Annotated in this window: 15 protein-coding genes and 1 pseudogene; 11 read left to right on the top strand and 5 right to left on the bottom strand. The window is 40.6% G+C overall.

Annotated elements, in window-relative coordinates:
* Positions 1–11 precede the first annotated feature (11 nt).
* From FTT85_RS12210 to FTT85_RS12200, 3 genes are all read left to right on the top strand, one after another.
* Positions 12–1,385, top strand: coding sequence for an MFS transporter (locus tag FTT85_RS12210; RefSeq protein WP_180027178.1), 1,374 nt, complete (start codon positions 12–14; stop codon positions 1,383–1,385).
* A gap of 126 nt (positions 1,386–1,511) precedes the next feature.
* Positions 1,512–2,825: a DcaP family trimeric outer membrane transporter gene (locus tag FTT85_RS12205; protein ID WP_180183635.1), complete on the top strand. Its 1,314-nt coding sequence runs from the start codon at positions 1,512–1,514 to the stop codon at positions 2,823–2,825.
* A 368-nt stretch (positions 2,826–3,193) separates the two neighbouring features.
* Positions 3,194–5,323, top strand: coding sequence for a TonB-dependent receptor domain-containing protein (locus FTT85_RS12200; protein WP_180183634.1), 2,130 nt, complete (start codon positions 3,194–3,196; stop codon positions 5,321–5,323).
* Positions 5,324–5,431: 108 nt separating this feature from the next.
* On the opposite strand, the gene FTT85_RS12195 is transcribed toward FTT85_RS12200, so the two are convergent.
* Together FTT85_RS12195 and FTT85_RS12190 are read right to left on the bottom strand one after the other, a co-directional pair.
* Positions 5,432–6,868 (bottom strand): amidase, encoded by a 1,437-nt coding sequence (locus tag FTT85_RS12195; RefSeq protein WP_180183633.1) that lies wholly within the window; start codon positions 6,866–6,868, stop codon positions 5,432–5,434.
* Between the two features lie 120 nt (positions 6,869–6,988).
* Positions 6,989–8,413: a PLP-dependent aminotransferase family protein gene (locus tag FTT85_RS12190; protein WP_180183647.1), complete on the bottom strand. Its 1,425-nt coding sequence runs from the start codon at positions 8,411–8,413 to the stop codon at positions 6,989–6,991.
* A 197-nt stretch (positions 8,414–8,610) separates the two neighbouring features.
* Between FTT85_RS12190 and FTT85_RS12185 the strand changes: the two genes are divergently transcribed.
* Entirely contained in the window at positions 8,611–9,426 is an 816-nt protein-coding gene (locus FTT85_RS12185) for a hypothetical protein (protein WP_180183632.1), read from the top strand.
* A gap of 215 nt (positions 9,427–9,641) precedes the next feature.
* Here FTT85_RS12185 and FTT85_RS12180 read toward each other — a convergent pair whose 3' ends face one another.
* Together FTT85_RS12180 and FTT85_RS12175 are read right to left on the bottom strand one after the other, a co-directional pair.
* On the bottom strand, positions 9,642–9,800 hold the full coding sequence (locus tag FTT85_RS12180) for a hypothetical protein (RefSeq protein ID WP_168379604.1): 159 nt from the start codon (positions 9,798–9,800) through the stop codon (positions 9,642–9,644).
* A 121-nt stretch (positions 9,801–9,921) separates the two neighbouring features.
* Positions 9,922–10,803 (bottom strand): LysR family transcriptional regulator, encoded by an 882-nt coding sequence (locus tag FTT85_RS12175; RefSeq protein ID WP_078193328.1) that lies wholly within the window; start codon positions 10,801–10,803, stop codon positions 9,922–9,924.
* Positions 10,804–10,967: 164 nt separating this feature from the next.
* Here FTT85_RS12175 and FTT85_RS12170 point away from each other — a divergent pair, with 164 nt between their 5' ends.
* The 7 genes from FTT85_RS12170 (at position 10,968) to FTT85_RS12140 (ending at position 19,827) form a co-directional block, all read left to right on the top strand.
* The gene (locus tag FTT85_RS12170; protein ID WP_180183631.1) at positions 10,968–12,485 is read left to right on the top strand and encodes a CoA-acylating methylmalonate-semialdehyde dehydrogenase; all 1,518 of its coding nucleotides are present in this window, start codon (positions 10,968–10,970) and stop codon (positions 12,483–12,485) included.
* 15 nt (positions 12,486–12,500) lie between these two features.
* Positions 12,501–13,400, top strand: coding sequence for a 3-hydroxyisobutyrate dehydrogenase (mmsB, locus tag FTT85_RS12165; protein WP_180183630.1), 900 nt, complete (start codon positions 12,501–12,503; stop codon positions 13,398–13,400).
* Positions 13,401–13,480: 80 nt separating this feature from the next.
* Entirely contained in the window at positions 13,481–15,136 is a 1,656-nt protein-coding gene (locus tag FTT85_RS12160; protein ID WP_180183629.1) for an AMP-binding protein, read from the top strand.
* Positions 15,137–15,256: 120 nt separating this feature from the next.
* Entirely contained in the window at positions 15,257–16,384 is a 1,128-nt protein-coding gene (locus tag FTT85_RS12155) for an acyl-CoA dehydrogenase family protein (RefSeq protein WP_180183646.1), read from the top strand.
* Between the two features lie 80 nt (positions 16,385–16,464).
* Positions 16,465–17,238 (top strand): enoyl-CoA hydratase, encoded by a 774-nt coding sequence (locus FTT85_RS12150; RefSeq protein ID WP_180183628.1) that lies wholly within the window; start codon positions 16,465–16,467, stop codon positions 17,236–17,238.
* Positions 17,239–17,261: 23 nt separating this feature from the next.
* Complete coding sequence (locus FTT85_RS12145) at positions 17,262–18,287, top strand: enoyl-CoA hydratase/isomerase family protein (RefSeq protein ID WP_180054714.1); 1,026 nt, start codon at positions 17,262–17,264, stop codon at positions 18,285–18,287.
* Between the two features lie 202 nt (positions 18,288–18,489).
* Complete coding sequence (locus FTT85_RS12140; RefSeq protein WP_180183627.1) at positions 18,490–19,827, top strand: MFS transporter; 1,338 nt, start codon at positions 18,490–18,492, stop codon at positions 19,825–19,827.
* A 516-nt stretch (positions 19,828–20,343) separates the two neighbouring features.
* Here FTT85_RS12140 and FTT85_RS12135 read toward each other — a convergent pair.
* Positions 20,344–20,434: pseudogene (locus FTT85_RS12135) on the bottom strand (IS5/IS1182 family transposase); the annotation flags it as partial.

Raw genomic sequence — 20,434 nt, 5'->3', positions numbered from 1 at the left:
GGAGGTGGGCTATGCAAAACCAGAAAATTAATATTAATACCTTGGTTGATGAAGCCAAATTTACGCCATTTCATTGGGGTGTTTTGATTTGGTGTCTTTTGATTATTATTTTTGACGGTTATGACTTGGTGATCTATGGCGTTGCCTTACCGTTGTTGATGCAAGAATGGTCATTATCTGCGGTACAAGCGGGCTTACTGGCAAGTACGGCTTTATTTGGCATGATGTTTGGTGCAATGTGTTTTGGCACACTGTCCGATAAAATTGGTCGTAAAAAAACCATTATGATCTGCGTCGGTATTTTTAGTGGTTTTACCTTCTGCGGCGCTTTTGCAAGTACTCCAGTTGAGTTTGGTATTTTACGCTTTCTTGCCGGTCTAGGCATCGGTGGCGTTATGCCGAACGTTGTGGCATTAATGACAGAATACGCGCCAAAACGTATACGCAGCACCTTGGTTGCACTAATGTTTAGTGGTTATGCCATTGGTGGTATGGCTTCAGCATTATTGGGAGCTTGGTTAGTGCCAGTATATGGCTGGAAAATCATGTTTTATATTGCGATTATTCCATGTCTTGCACTGCCTTTAATTTGGAAATTCCTCCCTGAGTCATTGATGTATTTAACCTCGAAGCATCAAACAGATACGACTCGAACGATTGTCTCAAAAATTGCCCCTGAACATGTCCTCACAACGGATACTCAATTTGTACTCAATGAAGTTTCTGAAGAAGACAAAGCTCCGTTAAAAGCATTATTTCAACAAGGCCGTAGTTTCAGTACGTTCATGTTCTGGATTGCATTTTTCATGTGCTTATTGATGGTTTATGCACTTGGAAGTTGGTTACCAAAATTGATGATTCAAGCTGGCTATTCGCTAGGTGCAAGTATGATTTTCCTCTTTGCACTGAATATTGGTGGAATGGTAGGTGCTATTGGTGGAGGTGCTTTGGCAGACCGATTCCATATCAAGAAAGTACTAAGCATCATGTTCATGTGTGGCGCATTGGCTTTAATCTTACTGGGCTTTAACAGTCCGCAAATGGTTCTGTATACCTTAATTGCTGTAGCAGGCGCAGCTACCATCGGTTCGCAAATCCTACTTTATACCTTTGTCGCACAATACTACCCAACCACGGTACGTTCTACAGGTATGGGCTGGGCATCGGGTATTGGACGAATTGGTGCAATCGTTGGACCTGTGCTTACAGGGGCACTGTTAACCATGAATTTGCCGCATCAAATGAACTTCTTGGTGATAGCCATTCCCGGTGTTATTGCTGCATTGGCGATCTTTATGGTGAATTTGCAAGCGTCTGTAGAGGCATCTACTCAAGGTCAATCGCCAAAACTCAATACGCAAGCTATCAAAAATCCAGCGAATTAAGCCGATATTTAAAGATTTAACATTACCCCAAAATTTTAAGTTTCCAGGCCCTGATGCACAGCATGAGGGCTAGTGGGAAATTGTGACAAAAAATAAGGAAAGGGCATTGCCCAAATCGAGGTCAGGATGAAAACTCAAAAGCTAAATTTAGTCAAAAAAACCTTTAAAATTAAACCGATGATACTAGCTTGTGCAGTCGCGTTCCCCATGTGGACACATGCGGCAGTCAGCGAAGCTGAAGTTGAACAGTTGCGTGATGAAGTCAAAGCATTAAAAGCCATGATGCAGCAATATGTTCAGCAGCAAAACACTTTGTCGAGTGAAATCAAAGACGTAAAACAAGGATCTGTAGTTGCTGCGCAGAATCAAAAACCGACTCAAACACCGAGCCTGAGTTTAAATACCAAATCGGGCGCTGAGTTTAGCTTGTATGGCAATGTGCGAGCAGATGCATCTTATCAGACAGAAGGCGGCAGCTTATCTCGCCTGTATAACCAAATGAATAGTGTTCCGCTAGAAGGGAATGCTGAAAGTTCAGATCGTTTAAAAGCAACACTTGCTGCCACACGTTTAGGACTAGACTTTAAAACGCCGACTCAAGTGGGAGATGTAGGTGGTAAAATTGAAGTCGACTTTTTGGGTGCAAATGATGGACTACGTATTCGTCATGCCTATTTAACCTATGGTGATTGGTTGGTGGGGCAAACATGGTCTAACTTTGCTGTACCTGATTATATGCCTGAAACCATTGATGCATTGGGCTATGTCGGTGGTGCTGTTAAACGTACACCGCAAGTTCGCTATAGTCACAAATTTAGTCCAGAGACAAATCTTGTACTCGCTGCCGAAGATTCTAAGGATGACAGTTCAAACATGCATTTGCCTGCATTAACAGCGCGTTTAAACCATAAAATGACAGATACGCTGATGTTAAGCGCACGTGCGATGGGTGCTGAAAAGAAAACGGATACGGATACAGAAACCGCATGGGGGCTTGGTCTGGGCGCAAAACTAGATTTGACGGATAAAACAGTGCTCAAGGCGGATTATTACCATGTCAAAGGCGACAGTAGTTTTGTGTCATGGACCAACCAAGGTTTTGTCACTAATGCGGATAAAGACATCATCGCCACCAATGAATTTGACTCGATTACAGTAGGTTTAACTCAACAAATTTCAGCACAATGGCGCGGAACATTGGGCTATGGTTATATGAAAGCAGATAATAATGCTGATTATGTCAACTCATTAGTCGATAAAACCAAGGCCAATAAAAACTTGTGGCAAGCATGGGCAAATGTATTTTACAGCCCTGTTAAGCCGATTAGTTTAGGTCTGGAATATGTCTATGGTGAACGTGAAGCTTTTGGTGCTGCGCCAAATGGCAGTACCAAGGGTGAAGATAACCGAATCAATGCGGTCGCGATGTACAACTTCTAATGCCGTTACAGAGAATTGTTTAATTTAAATTGCCTTAGAAATTTCAATATCAATTTAACGAGAGTGTGATTGAAAGTATGTTCAGGATTTGACATCTAACTTTCCGAAAATCTTTCAATGCGTACTCTCAATCCATACACGCCCTTGATCTTTATCGATTGAGGGCTTTTATCTTATTTAGAAACTTTTATTTTTGACTAAAAAATATAATTATCTGTTTTATTTCATTTAACAAATCATTTGAATATAAAAATACGAAGAAGGATATTGATAAATATCATGAATTTTGAAATATTTTGATACATACATGATGATAAAACACACTATAATCCTTGCCGTCAATTTCGTTTCACTTAGAAGACGCAATCATGGATGTCCCTCAATTTTCCAAATATAACAACACGTCACTTAAGCTTTTAAGCCTGATGATGCTCACCGCGATGGCACCATATAGTGTTGCAGATAGCAATGTATTACCTGAAATCACCATTAACGTTGAACAAAGTTCAATGGATGATCAAATAAAAAAAGCACTGACTAAAGTAAATGGTGCAACCAATGCGATCGTTGCAGCAGACATTCAAGATGTACCGAAGCGAACAAATGCTGATTTATTTAAAAATCAACCGGGGATATACGCGGCATCTTCAGGAAATGAAGGGGTGAAACTGTCGATACGTGGCTCGGGGATCAATCGTGCACCGGGGGCGCATGCTTCAGGGTTGTATGTAACCTTAGATGATTTGCCATTTACAGGGCCAGGAGGAACACCTTATGAACTGCTTGAGCCGCTGTGGGTAGACCATATAGAGGTTTTACGGGGGGCTAATGGTTTAACACGTGGCGCATTAAGCTTGGGTGGTCTAATTAACTATGCCAGCCCAACTGGAAAAAATGCAGCAAAACTGTCAGTGCATCATGAAATGGGTAGCCACGGTTATCAGAAAAGTGAAATCAGCTCAGGACAACAAATCGGTGACTTAGACTATTATGTTTCATTAACGCAAAGTGATGATGATGGTTTTCAAGATCATTCCTCAAGCCAGAGTAAAGGTATATCGGCCAATGTGGGATATCAATTAAATCCTCACCTAGATACACGATTTTATCTGCGTTACCGAGAGACTGAACACCAAACACCGGGACGACTAACCCAACAACAGATTGAACAAGATCCAAAACAAGCATTAGCCCTAAATATCTCGCTGAATAATAATCGTCCGCAGCCGGGAAGTCTTTGGTTGGCGAATAAAACCAATATGACTTTGGACTCGGGCGATCGTTTACAGTTGGGTCTGGCCTATCATCATTATCCGATGGATTTGCAAGAAGGTTTGTATAGTACCGATGTTGACTATGACGATATCATTACCTTATTTAACTACCAATTTGACCGAACGCTATGGGGGCATGAAAGCCAAAATACTTTAGGTTTTCGTAGTACCACGCATTTGCCAGATGGTCAGGTCGTTGAACGCTTGCGTGTAGCGCAAGGCGCCTATGCTGCGGATACAGAAACGCGGCATTATACCTACCAAGGTGGTGACTATGTTTTACATTATGCCAATGCCTTGGCACTACACCCACAGTTTTGGCTCGATAGTCGAGTTGCATTGGCGTACACCCATCGTGAAAGTGAAGTGACATGGCCTGTGCAAAGTCATAAAGAAAATATTCGTGAATGGAATGTCCTGCCATCGCTAGGTTTTCGATATCAAATCCAACCTGAAACACAGCTCTTTGCCAATGTCAGTCGAAGCTTAGAAGCACCACATCCTTGGGCTTTAATTTGGGGTTCGGATCAAAAGTTCCCCGACGAAAGTGGCGCAGCGACGGGACGCCAAAATGCTCCGATTCATTTGAATAGTCAGACAGCGAATACTCTTGAACTAGGTGGGCGTGGTCAACATGCACTGGGTGAGTGGAATATTGCATATTACTATTCACAGGTTAAAAATGAACTATTGGCCGTTGAAATCCAATCAGAGCCTAAAAAGATTATTGCTGAATCAAATGCTTCAGACACCATCCATCAAGGGATTGAAGTCGGTTTAAACAGTTCACTTTGGCAAAATGATACATATGGACAAGTTCAACTAAAACAAGCCTATACCTTGAATGATTTTCACTATAAAAATGATGCGGTATTTGGAAAAAATGAGCTTGCAGGAATACCTAAACATATCTATCAGGCTGAACTTAAATACGAACATCCTTTAGGCTTTTATGCTGCGGTCAATACACTTTATGCCGCAAAGGTCGCAACTGACTATGCCAATAGTGTCTATACAAAAGATTGGCAAATTTGGGGAGCATCGTTCGGTTATATACAACCGCAAAAACAGTATATGGCGTGGTTGGATTTCAGAAATATAGCTAATAAAAAATATGCATCTACCGTCACACCGGGTTATAACGATGCCGGCAAAGATCCTGCTCGTTTAACACCGGGTGAAGGTCGGGCGGTATATGCAGGACTGACGTATCATTTTAATTAAGCATCTTGTATTCAAATACAGTGATCCCTTAAAAAGCCTTATTCTGCGGATTTAAAAATAAAAAAGGGAGCCAATCAGCTCCCTTTTTTTAAATCTTTGATTGAGTTGTTAAGCAGTACGAGGCATATCTTGAATACGTCGCCATGGCTGAGCTTCTTCAATTTCATACGCTAGTTCGATCAAGGTTTTTTCATCACCGACATCGGCTGAAATTTGCATACTGATCGGTAGTCCGTCGTTTTGCGTTTCTCCCATAGGAATCGACATACCCGGCGCACCCACCACATTTTGGATAGGTGTAAATGTCACATAGTTCTGTATACGCTCAAATAACTGGTCAAACGGTAATTGAGGTGACAAATAGCCAATTTTAGGTGTGGTATGTGCAAGTACAGGCGATAGCAAAACGTCATAATGCTTAAAGATTTCACGATATTGTTGCTGCATTTTCTTTAATCGATACAGAAATAGCGGGGTTTTATAAAAGTTCTTTTTATACAACTTCGATAAACCAACGGTTAAGTTGTCTAACTTTTTTGGATTAAAGTCAGCGCCAAAAATTTTCTTGCCAAAGGTACTCAGTAAAAAGGACAACATCCCCCAATATTCACTGAAATCTTCAACAAAGCTTAAGGCAAAAGGTAATTGAAGTTCTTCAACATGATGGCCTAATTTTTCCAATAGTGCTGCGCTATGCATTAAGGTTGCAGTTGTTTCGCTATCTATTTGCCCTGTAATCGATTGCGGGACTAAACCTATGCGTAATCGACGTTTAGAAGGTCCATGAATCATGCCTATGCGTGGCAGCTTTTTATTGTAATAACTTGACTCCATTCCTGCATAGAAATGCGCAGTATCTCGTATGCTACGGGTTAAAACACCTTCACTGATAATATTAATCGGAAGAGAGCCTGCTGCTTCACTGTCATAAGTACGGCCACGGCTAGGCTTTAATCCAATCAAACCGCAGCATGCAGCAGGGATACGAATCGAACCACCGCCATCATTGGCATGGGCAATCGGCACTACACCGGCTGCAACGAGAGCTGCGGAACCCCCTGAAGATGCACCGCAGGAATAACTTAAATGCCAAGGGTTATAGGTGGCTGATCCATCTTTATATTCGGTGCTGGCATTTAGACCAAATTCAGGGAGCTTGGATTTTCCTAATACGACAAACCCTTGATCTAAGATTTGTTGGCTAATTTGAGGATTACGATCGGCTGGTTTTGAACCGATGGCCTTTGAACCATGGCGTGAGGGCAATCCTTGATAATCTAGATTATCTTTAAAGAAAAAAGGGACACCCGCAAAAAGACCATGTTCAACATATTGATTTTGCTCTAAAGCACGCTGAAAACAGTCCAGTTCAATGGCATTTAGATGCGGGTTCACTTGTTCCGCACGTGCAATGGCCGCTTGTGTTATTTCTTGCACGGAGGCTTCTTTAGATTTGATGAGCTGTGCAATCCCCACAGCATCCAGATCTGTGAGTACATCCGAACTAAAGGCATGTATGCGTTGACTGTGTTTTTGATCTTCCATGAACTAACCTATTTGTTTTTTGAATTTTGGTAAATATTGAATGAATTCATTGTTATCTCAACAACAAATATATGTATTTGAACAATATCTGTTTGAGCATAATAATGACAATAAAAATTGTCAAATATTCGTCTGATCTGAGGAAAGTGCAGAGATTGTACTAAGGAGGGCATCTAAAGCCTGTTGAATCTCATCCTTCCATGCAAAGGAACAATTTAAACGGATATATTGAGTTTTGGCTTCTGATACGTTAAATAAACGGCCTGGAGCAACACCGATCTGCTGTTGAATTAAGGCTTCATAGACTGCCATACTTTCAACATTCTCCGGTAATTTTAACCAAAGAAAATAACCACTTGGATGATATTGTAATTTGCATCCAGTCGGTAGGCGGCTTTCTAAATAACGGTAAAACTGTAATTTATGTTGCTGTAGACTTTTTCTTAAGACCCGTAAATGTTTTTCATAATGATAATTTGAAATAAATTCCACCAAGGCATTTTGCAATAAGGTATTGACGGAAATAGTACTCATGAGTTGTAAGTGTTGAATCGCTTGAGAGTATTTACCTGCATGCACCCAACCCACTCGAAATGCAGCACCTAACGTTTTAGAAAAAGATGAGCAGTGTAAGACCATATTATTTTGGTCAAAGTATTTCATTGAAACAGGTTTCTTAGACGCATAATGCATTTCTTCATACACATCGTCCTCAACTAAATGCACATGATATTGGTGTAATAACACGGCAATTTTTTGCTTGATTTCATCGCTGACTGTAAAGCCCACAGGATTATGCGAATTCAGCATCAACCAACAGATCTTGACGGGATAAGTTTTTAGAATATGTTCAAACGCGGTTAAATCAAAACCGTCTTGTGGATGTTCAGGTAAGGTCACCACTTTAAGGCCTAAGCGCTCTGCAGCTTGCAAGGCGCCATAGAAAATATTTTGCTGTAACACAATATAATCACCCGGTGAGGCAATGGCTTGTAAGGAAAGATTCAGTGCATCCATACAGCCTGAGGTAATCACAATATCCTCTAGATCTGTGGCAATGCCTTGCATGCAATAACGCTGTGCAATCAACTTACGAAGGGCTAAATTTCCGGGTGGAAGATTATCAATGGCATCATAACTTTTGGGATTTCGGGAAATTTGCCCCATGATTTGGGTTAACTTTTTAGAAAAAACAATGTCTTGAGCTGGAAAAGCTGATCCCAATGGAACGATTTTTTCATCTTGTATTGATTTTAAATACTTAAAGACCAGAGAGTTAATTTCAACCGGCGTGTTTAAGGACACGATTTGAGCGTGTTCAGCCTCTATTTCGACTAAGCCTTGCGCCACATAGTAGCCAGATTTCTCGCGCGCATAGATCAAGCCACGCGATTCTAATTCCTGATATGCATTCATGACTGTGATTAAACTAAAGCCGGACAACTGTACTTGTTCACGTAAAGAAGGGAGTTTTTCGTGCGCTTTTAAAGTGCCATTTTCAATCAGTTGACGTAGGTGCTGTGCGAGCTGTTCCGATTTATACATAGTCATCAACAAGTCAAGATTCTGTTATAAATATATCAGTAAAAGTTTCCCAGCATTATATTTTTATAACAGATGGGTCGGTACTGTTATATGTTTTTTCAAATTCACTGTATCTAGTTTTAAGCTTGAATTTTTTATAAGGTGCATTGACCACAACACTTGTGGTGTCAAATGGTATAGAAGTTAGGGAGTTGACTATGTTTAAAGCCAGTGAATTAGAACTGTTACAACATTTACTGGTGGATGTTCCATTGACAGATTCAACGCTGCATCTGTTGCAACAGCAGCATACTAATTTAGAAGCTGTACTTTTGCGCAGTCGAATTTTGCGCCAAGTACAGCAAGTGGGCTATGTCAGTATTTGTCAGGAGCATATGCACGCCAAGGCTGAAAATGCGGCTTTTTTATTTGCACCTTTTATCTTAGCGAATTTGAATCAGAAGGTGATCTACGCTACACCGCAAAGTCCTGAAAATGTTGCGATATTAAATCGTTATTATCATGCTGAGGCCAAACTTAGCGCATTTAAAGTTGATGATGTTTTATCGGGACTAAATGTCTACATTGAGCTACATAATGAACAACTATCGCCAGCAAAATACTTCTATTTTAGTTTGATCAATAGCTTATGTAATCCGAAAGTTTCCAAAATCATTTGTATTACACATCTACATATAGACCTAGAAAAATTAAAAAAGCTCGCTGAATTTTTAGATGTTGAAATCCATGTCTTGGCGGATAAAGTTGAACCGATTGATTTTGATCTAAATAAAATCAATATGTTAAAGCTGCTATTTAAAGACAAAGATCAGCAATATATCGATTTATGCCAAAAGTTTTCGTTTATCAATGCGAAAATTTTACAACGATTAGGTTTATATGAGTTTGACCGTGCGCAAGTCTTGGTAGAAGACATGTTTTATTCAGAACACATCTTTGAAAAAATGTCGGTCTACGGTGAATATATTCAAACGCATCTACAGCACCAAGTTAAAAAGCAAAGTCCTGCATAAGCTATTCAGATGGGAAAGTAATTTTATATCTGTGATATGATCACTTTAAAAATGCAAAAAGCTTGTAAATGTAGACTTACAAGCTTTTTTTTAAATTTAAAACCAAATTATTTGGCCTAATGATCATATTAATACTTTATGAACTGATCATGAGCGAACATGAAATGTAAGATATACATGCAATAGCGAGTTGCAATAAGCGAATAGATTATCGCTTAAGGTAGATAAGAATTATCTGCACCAACGACAAACGCTACACCAATACAGAATAAAAGCACATAGATCGAGAACCAAATAATGGCACGTTTAAAGGCCTTATCTGAAATTTCACTGTCTGCATATTTTTGCGGTTTTTTAGGCTCTTGATTGCTCATAAGATGTACTCTAAATCCCTAGTGGTTATAGGTGATTATTGGGGTATATCACTTGAAAGCATAGATACAACATTCATCTAAATTTCTATAACAGTTATAGTTTGGAAGAAGCCATCCTGACTTAATCCATTAATAAACTATGATATTGGTCAGTTCTTTTTCTCAAAAAGTCCCAAACCAGTTTAATACGCGGCTCATGCTGTAAATCGACTAAGGTCAGCATCCAAAAGGTATGCACAAAACGAACATCTTGCGCCAAGACTTGTTCTAATTCGGGTTTTTCCTCGGCCAAAAACTTGGGCAATATTGCCAATCCTGCACCCGCACTCACAGCAATTTGTTGAGCCAAAATACTACTACTTCTAAAGTTTGCATTGAGCTGAATAGGTAAACGTTCTAAACAATACAGTTCTGGGCTATAGACTAGATCATCTATATAGTTCACAAAAGTGTGTGATTTTAAATCTTCTAATGTATGAATGGGTTGCGTGTTTTTTAAGTATTCTTTACTGCCATAAATCTTTAAACAATAGTCTGCTAGTCGAGTAATGATATAGGGGCCTGATTTCGGTCGATCGATGGAAATAACAATATCTGCTTCACGATGTGAAAGCTTGATCATTTTCGGTACAGGAATAAGGTCGATAGTCAGCAGAGGGTATTTTTTGGACAATTCTGCCAAGAGCTGTGTCAAAAATGCCGTTCCAAACCCTTCAGGTGTGCCAATTCGCACACGACCTTGCATAGGTTGGTTGGGTTTTTCGATTTGTAAAAATGCCTGTTCCATTTGTTCAACGCGAGGAACCAGTGCCAAACCTTCTAAAGTGAGTTCATAACCTGTGGCTTCACGTTTAAATAATGGCGTGCCTAAAGCCAGTTCTAGCGCATGTATACGTCGAGAAACTGTACTGTGCTCAACACCGATAATACGTGCGGTATTGGTTAGGGTTTTCGCACGAGCCAAAACCAAAAAATACTGTAAATGATCCCAATCTACTTTCATTGTTATTTGTCATCCCTGTGCATATTTGCACATCAATCGTGCGTGAATCTCTATTGGTAGTCAAAATTTTCTTTGCTAGTTTGAAGTGAATTGGAAAATATAAATATAAGGCTTTTGGATATTTTCTAAGTCAGTACAAAACAATAAGTGCCTATGGAGAGGTCATGAACACAATGTCAAATATTCAGTCTGCGACGGCTAAATTATTAATTAACGGTAAATTTGTAGAGTCAAACACTACAGAGTGGCAAGACATTCTAAATCCTGCAACTCAAGAGGTTTTGGGTCGTGTTCCAATGGCGACTATGGAAGAAGTGGATGCAGCGATTGCTTCAGCGCAAGAGGCGTTTAAAACTTGGCGCTTAACGCCTGTTCAAGCACGTATGCGCATTATGCTGAAGCTACAAGATCTCATCCGTAGCAATATAAAAGACATTGCCCGCGTACTGACTGCTGAGCAAGGAAAGACGCTTGCAGATGCTGAAGGTGATATTCAACGTGGTTTAGAAGTCGTTGAGCATGCGTGTTCGGTTGGCACACTTCAAATGGGCGAATATATAGAAGGTGTGGCACGTGGTGTGGATACCTATACCTTGCAGCAACCTTTGGGTGTATGTGCAGGAATTACGCCATTTAACTTTCCTGCGATGATTCCACTGTGGATGTTCCCAATGGCGATTGTCAGTGGAAATACCTTTGTTTTAAAGCCATCTGAACAAGATCCATTATCGACCATGATGCTTGTCGAACTTGCGATTGAAGCCGGTATTCCAGCAGGCGTATTGAACGTAGTGCATGGTGGTAAGGACGTTGTTGATCGTTTATGCACACATCAAGCTATTAAGGCAATTTCATTTGTAGGCTCTACAGCTGTTGGTACACATGTATATAACCTTGCAGGACAGCATGGAAAACGTGTGCAGTCGATGATGGGGGCTAAAAACCATGTGGTGGTGATGCCAGATGCCAATAAAGAACAAACCTTAAATGCTCTCGTTGGTGCAGCATTTGGTGCGGCAGGTCAGCGTTGTATGGCTTTGTCTGTTGCTGTCATGGTTGGTGAAAGTAAAGAATGGGTCAATGAACTGGTTGAAAAAGCCAAAACGCTGAAGGTCAATGCAGGGCATGAACCGAATACCGATATTGGCCCAGTCATTTCACCTCGCGCAAAAGCACGTGTACTGGATTTAATTCAAAGCGGTGTAGAGCAAGGCGCAGAACTGTTACTGGATGGTCGTGATGTTCAAGTCATTGGCTATGAGCAAGGAAACTTTGTCGGAGCAACAATTTTTAATCAAGTTTCAACTGATATGCGTATCTATACCGAAGAGATCTTTGGACCCGTATTAGCCATTATACATGTTGATACGTTAGAGCAGGCGATTGAATTAATTAATGCCAATCCATTTGGCAACGGTGTAGGACTATTTACACAAAGTGGTGCAGTCGCTCGTACATTCCAAAGCGATATCGATATTGGTCAAGTGGGTATCAATATTCCAATTCCTGTACCTGTTCCTTTCTTTAGCTTTACAGGATCGCGTGGTTCAAAACTGGGTGACTTAGGTCCATATGGTAAGCAAGCAGTTCAGTTCTATACACAAACCAAAACCATCACCAGTCGTTGGTTCGAAGATACACAAGAAAAAGGTGAAGTGAATACCACCATTAACCTACGTTAATTTAGGAGTTCAAGGATGAATATTGCCTTTATCGGTTTAGGAAACATGGGCGGAAAAATGGCTCAAAACCTACTCAAAGCAGGTTTTACGGTTTACGGTTTCGACTTAAGCGAAATTGCGATTCAGCATTTTACTGAAGCAGGTGGCATCGTTTGCCAAAGCCCACAAGATGCCGCGAAACAAGCAGATGTCGTGATTAGCATGTTGCCTGCTGCCAAGCATGTCAAAGAGGTGTACTTGGGAGAAAATGGTGTATTGGCGGTAATGAAAGCAGGAAGCTTATGTATCGATAGCAGTACCATTGATCCGCAAACCATTAAGGATATAGCCGAGGCGGGTGCTGCACATCAGATAAAAATCTGTGATGCACCTGTTTCAGGCGGAACTATTGGTGCTCAGGCAGGTACATTAACCTTTATGGTCGGTTCGGATGATCAAACCTTTGAAAAAACCAAAGCGGTATTGGGCCACATGGGTAAAAACATTGTGCATTGTGGTGATGTGGGTGCAGGTCAAATTGCGAAAATTTGCAATAACTTGATTCTTGGTATTTCCATGGCAGCCGTTGCTGAAGGTATGGCACTCGGTGCGCGTCTGGGAATTGATCCTCAAGCCTTAGCGGGTGTGGTGAATAGTTCGAGTGGACGTTGCTGGAGTTCGGATGTATGTAATCCATGGCCGGGTATCTCAGCAAATGCACCTGCGGGACGTGGCTATACTGATGGTTTTGCAACGCAGTTGATGTTGAAAGATTTAGGGCTGGCTGTAGAAGCCGCAGGACAATTCAAACAGCCGATTATTTTAGGCGGACTGGTTCAGCAAATGTATCAACAGCTGTGTTTACAAGGTAATGCACACTTAGATTTTTCAAGCATTGTGCAGCAATATTTACCTAAGGATGCTGAATCGCATTGAACACCAATCTAGCCTAGGGATGGCTAACAATATAAACACTCGTGTCGGAATAACAATAAATTGAGACTGAGGTAGAGAAGATGTCGAATTATCAGGATGTTGCAAAGGCATTTGACTTAAATCATGCTGCCAAAGAAATGTTATCAGGCTCTTTAGAGCAATTAAATGCATGTTATGAATGCTGTGACCGTCATGCGATTGATCAAGATAAGGTAGCACTATATTGGCAAGGCAAAGATGGGCGGAAAGAACAATATACCTTTTCAGAGCTGCAACAGTGGTCGAGCCAATTTGCCAATTTTTTAAAGTCACAGGGTGTGCAAAAAGGTGATCGTGTATCGGGTTTATTACCTCGTACAGTTGAATTACTTGTGGTGATTTTAGGGGCTTGGCGAATAGGTGCTGTATATCAACCGCTATTTACCGCCTTTGGCCCCAAAGCCATTGAACATCGTTTACACCTTGCACAAAGCAAATTGGTGATCAGTGATGTGGGTAATCGCAGTAAATTAGATGAAGTTGCACATTGTCCCCAAATCGTTACTGTTGCAGATCGAGCGGGTCATGGAATTCAACAGGGGGATTTAAACTTTTGGGATGAAGTCAAAGCACAGTCTACAGATTGTGAATTTGTCTTACAGAGCATCAATGATCCATTTCTTTTGATGTTTACTTCAGGTACTACAGGTCCTGCAAAGCCCTTAGAAGTCCCGCTTAAAGCTTTGATCGCTTTTGGTCAATATATGAAAAATGCGGTAGGGCTACGTGAAGATGATTCATTTTGGAATATTGCCGATCCGGGTTGGGCTTATGGTTTGTATTACGGAATTACTGGGCCACTTTTACTTGGACATGCAACACTCTTTTACGAAGGTGGTTTTAGCATTGATAGTTTGTGTCAGATCGTAGATGACTACAAGGTGACGAACCTTGCAGGCGCACCGACAGCGTATCGAATGATGATGGCGGCTGATCCTGAACAAATGGCAAAACTCAAAGGGAAATTTAGAGTCGTGAGTAGTGCTGGAGAGCCGCTTAACCCTGAAGTGTTCCGTTGGTTTAAACAAGTCCTCGATGCACCGATCTTTGATCATTATGGGCAGACTGAAGTCGGTATGGTGGTGTGTAATCATCATGGTTTACAACATGATATTCGCGCAGGTGTCGCAGGTTATGCCAGTCCGGGATATCGCGTGGCGGTTGTTGATGAACAAGGGCAAGAGTTAGCTGCAGGAACGCCGGGAGTGCTTGCCGTCGATATCAGTCAATCACCGATGATGTGGTTTGGTGGCTATAAAGAAAGTCGTAAGTCACCCTTTGTAAAGCACTATTACCTCACGGGTGATACCGCAGAATTACACGCAGATGGCAGTATGAGCTTCGTTGGTCGTAATGATGATGTGATTACCACATCAGGTTATCGTATCGGGCCATTCGATGTAGAAAGCGCTTTACTTGAGCATGATGCAGTGATTGAAGCAGCGGTCATTGGTGTACCTGATCCAGATCGGACAGAAATCGTAAAAGCGTTTGTGATTTTAGCTGAGCATGTCACAGCGTCCGAAGAATTAGCAGAGCAGCTGGGGCAATTTGTGAAAAAGCGCTTATCTGCACATGCTTATCCACGATTGGTGGAGTTTGTTCAAGAACTACCGAAAACTCCAAGTGGAAAAATTCAGCGTTTCTTATTAAGAAATCAAGAGATTGCGAAACAATCCACGCAGCATGCAAGTTAAATGACGTAACGATTAACCCTAAATGAATGCCGAACAATCAGGATCAAAATCAAGCTTTCATTCAGTTTTAGTCATTTTCAAACTGGATGAAAGCAAATGATTGATGTACAGGAAGATAAGATGCAATTTACCGAAGAACAATTATTAATTCAGGACATGGCACGCAGTTTCGCACAGGAACAAATTAAACCTCAAGCGGCTGAATGGGATAAAAACGGTACCTTTCCCAAAGCGGCTTTAGCACAGATGGGTGAACTGGGTTTATTGGGCATGCTGGTATCAGATGAATGGGGTGGTTCAGATACAGGTAATCTTGCCTATGTTATGGCTTTAGAAGAGATTGCCGCGGCCGATGGGGCAACATCAACCATTATGAGTGTACATAACTCAGTAGGCTGTGTTCCTATTGCTAAATTTGGCACAGAAGAACAAAAGCAGAAATATTTAGTGCCTTTAGCACAAGGCAAAATGATCGGTGCATTTGCATTAACTGAGCCGCATACGGGTTCAGATGCTGCTGCCATTAAAACTCGTGCAGTCAAAGATGGCAATGAATGGGTGATTAATGGTGCTAAGCAGTTTATTACCTCTGGACATAATGCAGGGGTCATTATTGTCTTTGCTGTGACTGACCCAAGTGCAGGGAAAAAAGGCTTGAGTGCTTTTATTGTACCAAGAGAAACACCCGGTTATGAAGTGATTCGTACTGAAGAAAAGCTTGGATTACATGCCTCAGATACCTGCCAAATCGCACTCACAGACGTGCGAGTGCATGAAAGCCTAATGTTAGGAAAAGAAGGTGAAGGTTTGAAAATCGCCTTATCAAATCTAGAAGGCGGTCGTATTGGTATAGCGGCGCAAGCGGTTGGTCTTGCACGAGCAGCATTAGAAGAAGCAACCCGATATGCCAAAGAGCGTATTACCTTTGGTAAACCAATTTTTGAACATCAGGCAGTTGCGTTCCGATTGGCAAGTATGGCAACAGAAATAGAAGCTGCACGCCAATTGGTCTATCACGCGGCACGTTTAAAAGAAGCAGGACAACCTTGTTTAAATGAAGCGTCTATGGCCAAGCTTTTTTCGTCTGAAATGGCAGAACGAGTTTGCTCCGCAGCATTACAAGTCTTTGGAGGTTATGGCTACCTCAAAGATTTCCCGATAGAGCGTATATATCGTGATGCACGTATTTGCCAAATCTATGAAGGTACGAGTGATATTCAACGTTTAGTAATTGCCCGTAGCTTATAACGTTGTCATTAAGACATTTAAAACGACAAGGCTTCAGACGAAGCCTACTCATAAATATTGAACATATATAGGGATCTCACATGCAATTTGAAACGATTCTGCTCGAAAAGAACAATGGTGTTGGACTCATTATTTTAAATCGTCCTCAGGCCTTAAATGCGTTGAATAGCACAATAATTAAAGACCTTAATTTGGCCTTAGATGATTTAGATAGAGATCCTGCCATTGGTTGTATGGTTATTACAGGTTCTGAAAAAGTCTTTGCCGCTGGTGCAGATATTAAAGAAATGGCTGAACTGAGTTTTCCGAATATTTATTTGGAAGATTTTTTTCATCTGGCAGATCGAATTGCTCAGCGCCGTAAACCTCTAATCGCAGCTGTCAGTGGTTATGCGTTAGGTGGAGGCTGTGAGTTAGCACTCATGTGCGACTTTATTTACTGTGCCGATAATGCAAAATTCGGTTTACCAGAAGTGACTTTGGGAGTAATCCCAGGAATAGGTGGTACACAGCGCTTAACGCTTGCTATTGGTAAGGCCAAAGCCATGGAAATGTGTCTGACTGCCAGACAAATGGGCGCAGTAGAAGCAGAGCAGAGTGGTTTAGTTGCTCGAGTCTTTCCTAAAGAGGAGTTGGTCGAAAAGACCTTAAAAGCTGCTGAAAAAATAGCCGAAAAATCTGTGGTGGCAACCATGATGATCAAAGAGTCAATTAACCGTGCATTTGAAGTCAGTTTGCAAGAAGGTTTACGCTTTGAACGTAGAACATTCCATTCGATTTTTGCAACTCAAGACCAAAAAGAAGGCATGCAAGCATTTGTTGAAAAGCGCCAAGCCAATTTTAAAAACAATTAAAAATAAAAAAGGATTATATGGATATGAGTACAAATAACTTAATGATTGAAGAACATGGACATTTAGGCCAAATCAGTTTAGATCGCGTGGCAAGTTTAAATGCCTTGTCTTTGGAAATGATTCAAGGGATTCAACAGCAATTAGCACTATGGGCTGATCAAACTAATATTCATGCTGTACTTATTCGCTCAAATAGTCCTAAAGCATTTTGTGCAGGTGGCGATATTCGTTATCTCTATGATAGTTATATGAATGGTAAAGAAGATCATCAAGCTTATTTTCAAGCTGAGTATGAAATGCTGAATACCATTCGTGCGTATGAAAAACCCATTATTGTCATACTTGATGGCTATGTACTTGGCGGTGGATTTGGCTTGGCCCAAGCATGTCATGTGCTTATCAGCAGCGAAAAATCTAGATTTGCCATGCCTGAAACTGCCATTGGATTTTTCCCAGATGTGGCTGCGACACACTTTTTATCACGTTTAGATGATATTGGTGTGTACATGGCAACTACAGGCGATCAAATCAGTGCCAGCGATGCGTTGTATCTAGATTTGATTGACTACCATGTTCCGAGTGAGCAACTTGTTCAATTAGAAGAAGAATTAAGAAATTCCAAGCAACTAAGCAAGGAAAATATTGAACAATTGATTGCGAAATATATTACTCGACCAGCGGAAAGTGAACTTAGTCAAAATGCAGATTTAATTCGTAAGCATTTTGGTTTTGAGAGCATTGATGCCATTGAAAATAGTCTTGAAAATGAACAGCATAATGATGCTCAAGTGTGGGCGCTAAAAATACGCAATACCTTGGAACAACGATCTCCAATCGCGAAAAGAATCAGTTTACAACTCCAGCATTTAGGTCGTGGTCTTTCACTGAAGCAATGCATGCAAATTGAACGACATTTACAAGACGTTTGGTTTCAACATGGCGATATTGTCGAAGGTGTGCGCGCATTAATTGTGGATAAAGACAAACAGCCAAAGTGGCAACAGTCTAGTCCGACCTTAGATAAAATAATGGAGGAAATATCTATTTAATCAGTAATTTAAAAACATTCACGGTTCAAACACTTGGGTAATATTCATATTCAATTTCTTATTCAATATGAACAAGTGACTCAGCGTAAATTAAACATATATAAGATCTAAAAATATTGATTTTCATGAAGAAAATCATCACACAAATCAAGCATCGTGAAAATGCAACATAGAAATATCTTGCAGAATAAGGAAGATAACAATGCAAAATGTACAGGGAAACACAGCTCCACCAGCTAAGTCCTCGCATCGTTTAGCGGGTATTTCCAGCATGGTGGGTACAACCATCGAATGGTATGACTTTTTTATCTATGGTGCTGCCGCAGCACTCATTTTCAATCGACTTTTCTTTCCAAATCTTGACCCATTAACTGGCGTGTTGGCAGCATTTGCCACTTATGCTGTAGGCTTTATTGGTCGACCACTTGGTGGAATCGTCTTTGGTCATTTTGGCGATAAAATCGGTCGTAAATCAATGTTATTGGTCACATTAATGTTGATGGGTATTCCAACGGTGATGATTGGGTTGTTACCGACATTTGAAACCATTGGTTATTGGGCAACGGTCTGTTTAATTATTTTAAGATTTATACAGGGCATGGCCATGGGTGGAGAATGGGGCGGAGCTGTCCTCATGGCGGTAGAACATGCGCCAGCGGGTAAAAAAGGCTTTTGGGGAAGTTTACCACAAGCCAGTACAGGTGGTGGTTTATTGCTCGCTTCGGTGGCTTTAGGTTTAGTCTCAATGTTACCTGAAGAAGCTTTATTTAGCTGGGGTTGGCGTCTACCATTTTTAGCCAGCATTATTTTACTGGCTGTAGGTTGGTATATTCGCGTAAAAGTGCCGGAGTCACCAGACTTTGAAAAAGTTAAAGCTCAAACTGAAACAATTAAAGTTCCAGCAAAACAAGTGTTTAAAAATCATCCTAAGCAATTGATTACGATTATTTTATCTCGAGCTGCTGAAAATGCTTGGTTCTATTTAGCTTCGACATTTGCTTTAGCTTATACCACCACACAGCTAAATATACCTCGACAAGATATCTTGTTTGCAACGATTTGTGGTGCTGCAGTTATCATGGTTATTACGCCAATTTTTGGGCATTTGTCTGATAAAGTTGGGCAAAAAAACATGTTTAGATTTGGTTTATGCGTATTGGCTTTATACAGCTATCCATTTTTTGCGATGTTAAATACCAAGGATCCGGTATTGGTCTGGACGGCCATTGTGATTGGTATTGGTGTGGTTTTTCCTTTGATGTATGCACCGCAGTCACAGTTATTTTCACGCCAATTTCCAGCAGAAATACGTTATAGCGGTATTTCAATCTCAGTTCAATTTGCAGGCGTGCTAGGTGGCGGTTTAGCACCATTAATCGCGACGAAATTGTTGAGTATTGGTGATGGAAGCCCAAATTTAATTATTGCCTATATTTCAGGCTTTTCTGTGATTGCGATTATTGCATCTTCATTTTTAAAGCCAGATCAAATAGAGCAAAAGACTAAAGTATTTAGTAGTGAGGAAATCAAATCTTCCTAAATCAACAATCAGGAAAACAGTAGACTGATTTAAATATAGAAATACATATGTACAGCCATAACAACAATTGTTATGGCTTTTTCTTGTCTAAGGATTGTGGCAGGACAAATAATATTGTCAGTATTGCGTAGGATCTTGGCGGCACAAAATATGTTTGATGTGTAAGAGCAACAAATCAAGTTTGTTACACAGATGAAAGATTTAAGCACCAATAAATTAAAAAATATTAAATATCAAAGTCTTAATTATACTATTTCGTATAATATAGATTATGTTAAATAGAATATCCAAGACTCTGGCCTACACAACGCATCCGTTGCCACAGCTCGACATCGTGAATCTGTAAAATTATCATTCACGATGCCGAGTACGCTAATGAACATAATATACGTTATGCCGAAATCAGAATCTTATCAATTGGCGAATCTGACGTTCCTGATGTTTAAATTCAAACCCTCTCATTTTTTCAACTCGCTCAGGTTAGGGTGTGTTGACATTTACAGCCGATAAATTGAGCTAAAGAGGCAACCATATAAATATACAAGCTAAAGCAACAGCGCTTTGATAGTTACGTTTTAGCTTATCGTATCTTGTGGCAATTCCTCTA

The organism is Acinetobacter sp. YH01020, assembly GCF_013420275.1.
Lineage (GTDB): Bacteria > Pseudomonadota > Gammaproteobacteria > Pseudomonadales > Moraxellaceae > Acinetobacter > Acinetobacter amyesii.
The sequence above is the reverse complement of the archived record's forward strand: the minus strand, read 5'-3'. Positions and strand labels throughout refer to the sequence as shown.